Source organism: Xanthomonas sp. SHU 166 (assembly GCF_000364685.1).
Classification (GTDB): domain Bacteria; phylum Pseudomonadota; class Gammaproteobacteria; order Xanthomonadales; family Xanthomonadaceae; genus Xanthomonas_A; species Xanthomonas_A sontii.
This window is the reverse complement of record NZ_AQOJ01000855.1, coordinates 1-4,427: the sequence shown is the minus strand read 5'-3', so window position 1 is coordinate 4,427 and position 4,427 is coordinate 1. Positions and strand designations below refer to the sequence as shown.

General features: G+C 69.5%; 5 protein-coding genes. All 5 read right to left on the bottom strand.

The genetic code is table 11. The features are described from left to right. Window positions 1-80: 80 nt before the first annotated feature. The gene (locus D180_RS19545) at window positions 81-551 is read right to left on the bottom strand and encodes a cupin domain-containing protein (protein ID WP_017914100.1); all 471 of its coding nucleotides are present in this window, start codon (window positions 549-551) and stop codon (window positions 81-83) included. A gap of 74 nt (window positions 552-625) precedes the next feature. After that, window positions 626-1,417, bottom strand: coding sequence for a WecB/TagA/CpsF family glycosyltransferase (locus tag D180_RS19540; protein ID WP_017914099.1), 792 nt, complete (start codon window positions 1,415-1,417; stop codon window positions 626-628). Then, window positions 1,404-2,195 carry a polysaccharide pyruvyl transferase family protein gene (locus tag D180_RS19535; protein ID WP_017914098.1) on the bottom strand — a complete coding sequence of 264 codons (792 nt, stop codon included), beginning with the start codon at window positions 2,193-2,195 and terminating at the stop codon, window positions 1,404-1,406. Before D180_RS19535 ends, D180_RS19540 begins: the two co-directional genes overlap by 14 nt. 51 nt (window positions 2,196-2,246) lie before the next feature. Continuing rightward, entirely contained in the window at window positions 2,247-3,434 is a 1,188-nt protein-coding gene (locus D180_RS19530) for a glycosyltransferase (RefSeq protein ID WP_017914097.1), read from the bottom strand. Between the two features lie 52 nt (window positions 3,435-3,486). Further along, window positions 3,487-4,427, bottom strand: a 941-nt coding sequence (locus D180_RS19525) for an oligosaccharide flippase family protein (RefSeq protein ID WP_017914096.1), incomplete at its 5' end; no start/stop codon positions are given.

Here is a 4,427-nt window from a genome sequence, read left to right as displayed (position 1 = left end):
CGCCAGGCACAACGCCGAGCCGAGCCGGCGCGCGACGGTCCCCGGCGCGGTGGCTGCGCGCCCCCCGCGCCGCGCGGGCATCACTCCGCCAGCTTCGGCAGGTGCGTGGCCAGCGGGTCGGTGTCCGCCAGCAGTTCGAAGCGCTCCCACAGGAACCCCGGCGCCACCACACAGCGCACCAGACAGTAGTCGGCCAGCGGACGCGCGGCCTGCCAGGTGCCGGCCGCGATCACCACCGACGGCATGCCACCGCGCTCGCTGGCATCCAGGCGGTAGCGCTGCAGGCCATGCTGCGGATCGAAGCCCAGCAGTTCCAGTGCCCCGCCCTCTTCCCATTGCCAGGTCTCGTCGGCATCGATGCGGTGCCAATTGCTGACTTCGCCCTGCGCCAGCAGGAAGCGGATGGCGGTGCAGGCCGGGCGCAGCGTCTGCTCGTGCTGCACCATCAGGGCAGAGGTATGCACGCGCGCGTAGCGCCCGCCTTCCGGGTGCGGCAGCAGCGACAGGTCGCGCACCAAGGCGGCGATTCGGAAGGCGGCGGCGCTGGACATGCGCCCAGTCTAATCCGGCGCGTGGCCGTGCGGATGTCAGGCCGCGCCATTTCCGCGGCGGCGGCCGCTCGACATCACGAGGGGCGCAGCGAGTCGCGTGCAGGCGGCGTGGCGCCCAGCCGCCTGCCATGCCGCAGGCACAGCGCGAAGAACACCAGCAGATCCCAGCTGTAGCGCTTGAGCAGGCGCCGCGGCTCGCGCAGCAGGCGATAGATCCATTCCAGGCGCAGCCGGCGCACCCAGGCCGGCGCGCGCCGGGCAGTGCCGGACAGGAAGTCCAGCAGCGCGCCCACGCCGAACGCCAGCGGCACCTGCAGTTGCGCCGCGTGCTGCAGCAGCCATCGCTCCTGCAGCGGATTGCCGAACGCCACCAGCAACACGTCGGCGCCACTGGCGTTGATGTGTGCGGCCAGCCCGTCGCCGGCCGCGGCGAACTCGGCATAGCCGTCGCAGGTGCCGACCACCTGCTGCCCCAGCGACTGCCGCAAGGTCTGCGCCGCGGTATCGGCCACGCCGGGCCGGCCGCCGAGCAGGAAGAAGCGCAGCGGACGCGAGCTCTGCCGGCACAGCGCCGGAATCAGATCGGTGCCATTGAGGTTGCCGGCGAAGCGGCGGCCGTGCACCAGCAGCGCGCCCAGGTCCATGCCGATGCCGTCGTTGACGATGCACACGTCCGGCGCAGCCAGTTGCGCACGCAGGGCCTGGCACTGCACCACGAAGTTGGTGTTGGCGAAGAACACCTGGCGGCGCTCGCCGCGCGCCAGCGCCTGCAGCAACGCGGCAACGAACTCGGTCTCGGTGCTGCGCAGGATCGGATAACCGCCCAGCGCCAGCACCTCGCCGGTCGCGCGCTCACCAGAGGTCATGCGGAAAGCTCTCCAGCAGGCCGCGTTGCACCGCGGCCAGGTCGAACACGGTATTGCCGCCCAGCGCCACGCATTCCTCCACCGTGTGCCCGGCATGCCAGCGGCTGCGGCCGGTGCCGGCGTAGTAGTCGTCGTACTTGAAGCGGTCCTCGCCGTTGCCCCAGTCCAGGTACACCGACGGCACGCCGTAGGCTTCGGCCAGGATCAGCCCGTGCAGGGAACTGGACACGACCAGGTCGGCGCCGAGCAATTGCCGCACGAAGGCGGCCGGCTGGCGGTTCGGCAGCACCAGGTGGTCCTTGTACTGCGCATACTTGTCCAACGGTTCGTTGAAGTGCGGCACCACCAGGAACGGCTGCCGTGCCGATGGCGCCAACAGCGCCTCGCGCGGGAAGAACAACGGCATCAGCAGACCCGGATCGCCGTAGACCTCCGGCACCTGCAGGCCGCGCTCGCGCAGGAACGCGCGGGTCTTGGGGCCGCGCACCGCACGCACGTCGAGCTGGCGGAAGGTATGGCGGTCGGCGGGAATCTTGCCGTTGACGCCGCTGCCCCACACGGTGTCGCCGTCGCGGGCGAAGTGCAGCACCGAGCCGATCGCGATCAGCCGCGTGCGCTTGTCGCGCTTGTCCAGCAAGGTGCGGTCGCGCTGGCCAAGCACGTTGGAGACGATGATCTTGGAAAGATGATCGCCGACGTTGATCTCGCCGTTCTTCGGCTTCCACCAGAACAGCGCCCGGCGCTCTTCGTAATCGATCCATTTTTGCAATGCGGACATCGGTCCTCCTTGGTTGCGCGGGGGGTACGGCGGACAAGCCGGGGCGTGGACTCAGGCCACGCCGTCGGCGAACAGACGGGTCTCCGGGTAGGCGGCCGGGTCCAGCACCCGGTCGGTGGTGTCGGACCAGCTCAGGCACTGCCGATGGCGCACGTGCGGCGCCTGCAGCGCCTGCCCGATCGCGGCGACGATCGACGCCTCGTCGCCAGGCGTGTAGCCGAAGCGCGACGGATAGCGGCCGACCACGGCATTGGGGCAGACGGCCGGCAGGCCGAAGAAGTCGTACTGCAGCAGCTTCATCGAACTGTCGGCCAGATACGCCGGCACCTGCTCGGACGCGTACGGCGCGATGCCGAAGCGGGCGTGCTTGATGTAGCGGATGGTCTCGGCGTGCTTCATCTCGCCGTACACCACCACGTTGTCGCCATAGCCCGGCGCGCGCCCCATGCCCGAGCCGATCACGTGGAAGGTGACCTGCGGAAAGGCGCGGCTGGCGGCGACGAAGAAATCGGGATCGAACAGCATCGAGCCCACCGCCACCGCATGGATGCCCTCCCCGTACGGCGAGGGGTCGCCGAGCGTGTGCAGGTCGTGGTCCACGCCATGACCGACGTGGTACACGTTGTGGCGGCTGGCGACCTCCTCGGCCATCGCCGGCGACACCAGCGCGATCACGTCCAGGCTCGGCGCCACGCGGTCGAATTCGCGCTCGATGTAGTCGGCGACGTTGATCGTGCTCAAGCCGTCGGAGGCGCGGTACACCTTGCGTGCGGTCGGGTTGATCCGCGCCGCCAGCGCGATGAAGGCCACCGCGATGCCGCTTTCGAACACGATCACATCGGCCTCGCGCATCCAGCGGATCAGCGTGTCCGGCGCACGCGCCGCGTAGACCTTGAACATCAGGTCTTCCAGCGGTCGCAGCCAGCGCCGCCGGGTGTTGAACGGATGCAGCAGCGCGCGCCACAGATAGCAGTCCACGCCGTTGTGGCGGACCACCTGGTTGGCGGTGGCGTCCAGCGGCAGGCGCAGGTCGCCTTTGAGCCGCGACAGCAGGCTGTAGCGCAGCGAGAAGAAGCGCGTGGTGCCGCGCTTGGCCAGCTCGTCGGCAATGAAGTGGATGTTGGCGCGCCGCGGCGTGCGGTAGTCGTGCGCCGACAGCACCAGATAGCACGGCGCACGCCCACTGGTGGCCGCGTCCGGTGCCGATGCGGGCAGCGCCGCTGCGGAAGAATCGCTCATGCGCTCGCTCCTAGGCGGATGGAAGGGAAAGAAAGACGCGGCAGTCCGGCGTTCATCGCGGTCCCCGCGCCTGGCGCAGCAGCGTGCGCATCTGCAGGATCGCCAGCACGTCGCGGCGGAACGCCGGCCACAGCGCGAACACCAGCAGGCCGGACAGTGCCATCGCCGCGGCGCCAACGATGAGCTGCATCCACAGCGACGCGCCGCCCCACTGCTGCGCGGCCAGGTAGGCGGCAACGCCGCAGACGCCGTAGCCGAGCACCGCGCGCAAGGCGTTGTTGAACAACTCCCAGGCCGGGATCTGCGGCGCGATGCGCGCGATCCAGATCACCGACAGCGGCCACATCACCAGCAGACCCAGCGTGTAGCCCACGGTCACGCCCATCACGCCCCACAGCGAGCCGGCGAAGATGCAGGCGATCAGCATGACTCGCCCGACCACCGAATAAACCAACTGCTGACGCATCAGGCCCAGCGCCAGGAACACCCAGTAAGTGGCGTAGGAGGCGGTCTGGAAGATGCCGCCGAGCGTCAGTACCTGGAACAGCGGCACCGCCGGCCGCCACTGTTCTCCCAGCACCAGCACGATCAGCGGCATCGCCAGCGCGCAGGCGAAGGAAAACAGCGCCACGATCAGGTGCACCATCACCGTCTGCCCACGCAGCAGGAAGTTGCCGAAGCGCGGCGGGTCGTCCTGCAACTGCGACAGCACCGGCAGCGCCACCGAGGTGGCCGGCGCGTTGATCTGGTTCAGCGGCATCATCAGCAGCTGGAACGCGCGGTTGTACAGGCCCAGCGCTTCGGCGCCGATGCGGTGGCCGATGATCACCTGGCCGACATTGCGGCTGGCATAGCCGAGCAACTGCGCCGCCATCAGATTCCAGCCGAAGCTCAGGAAGGTGCTCATCGGCGCATCGCGCCGGTAGCCGCGCGGCAGCCAGCGCGCGCAGGCGCCGGCGATCAGCAGATTGACCAGCGCCTGCACCACCTGCT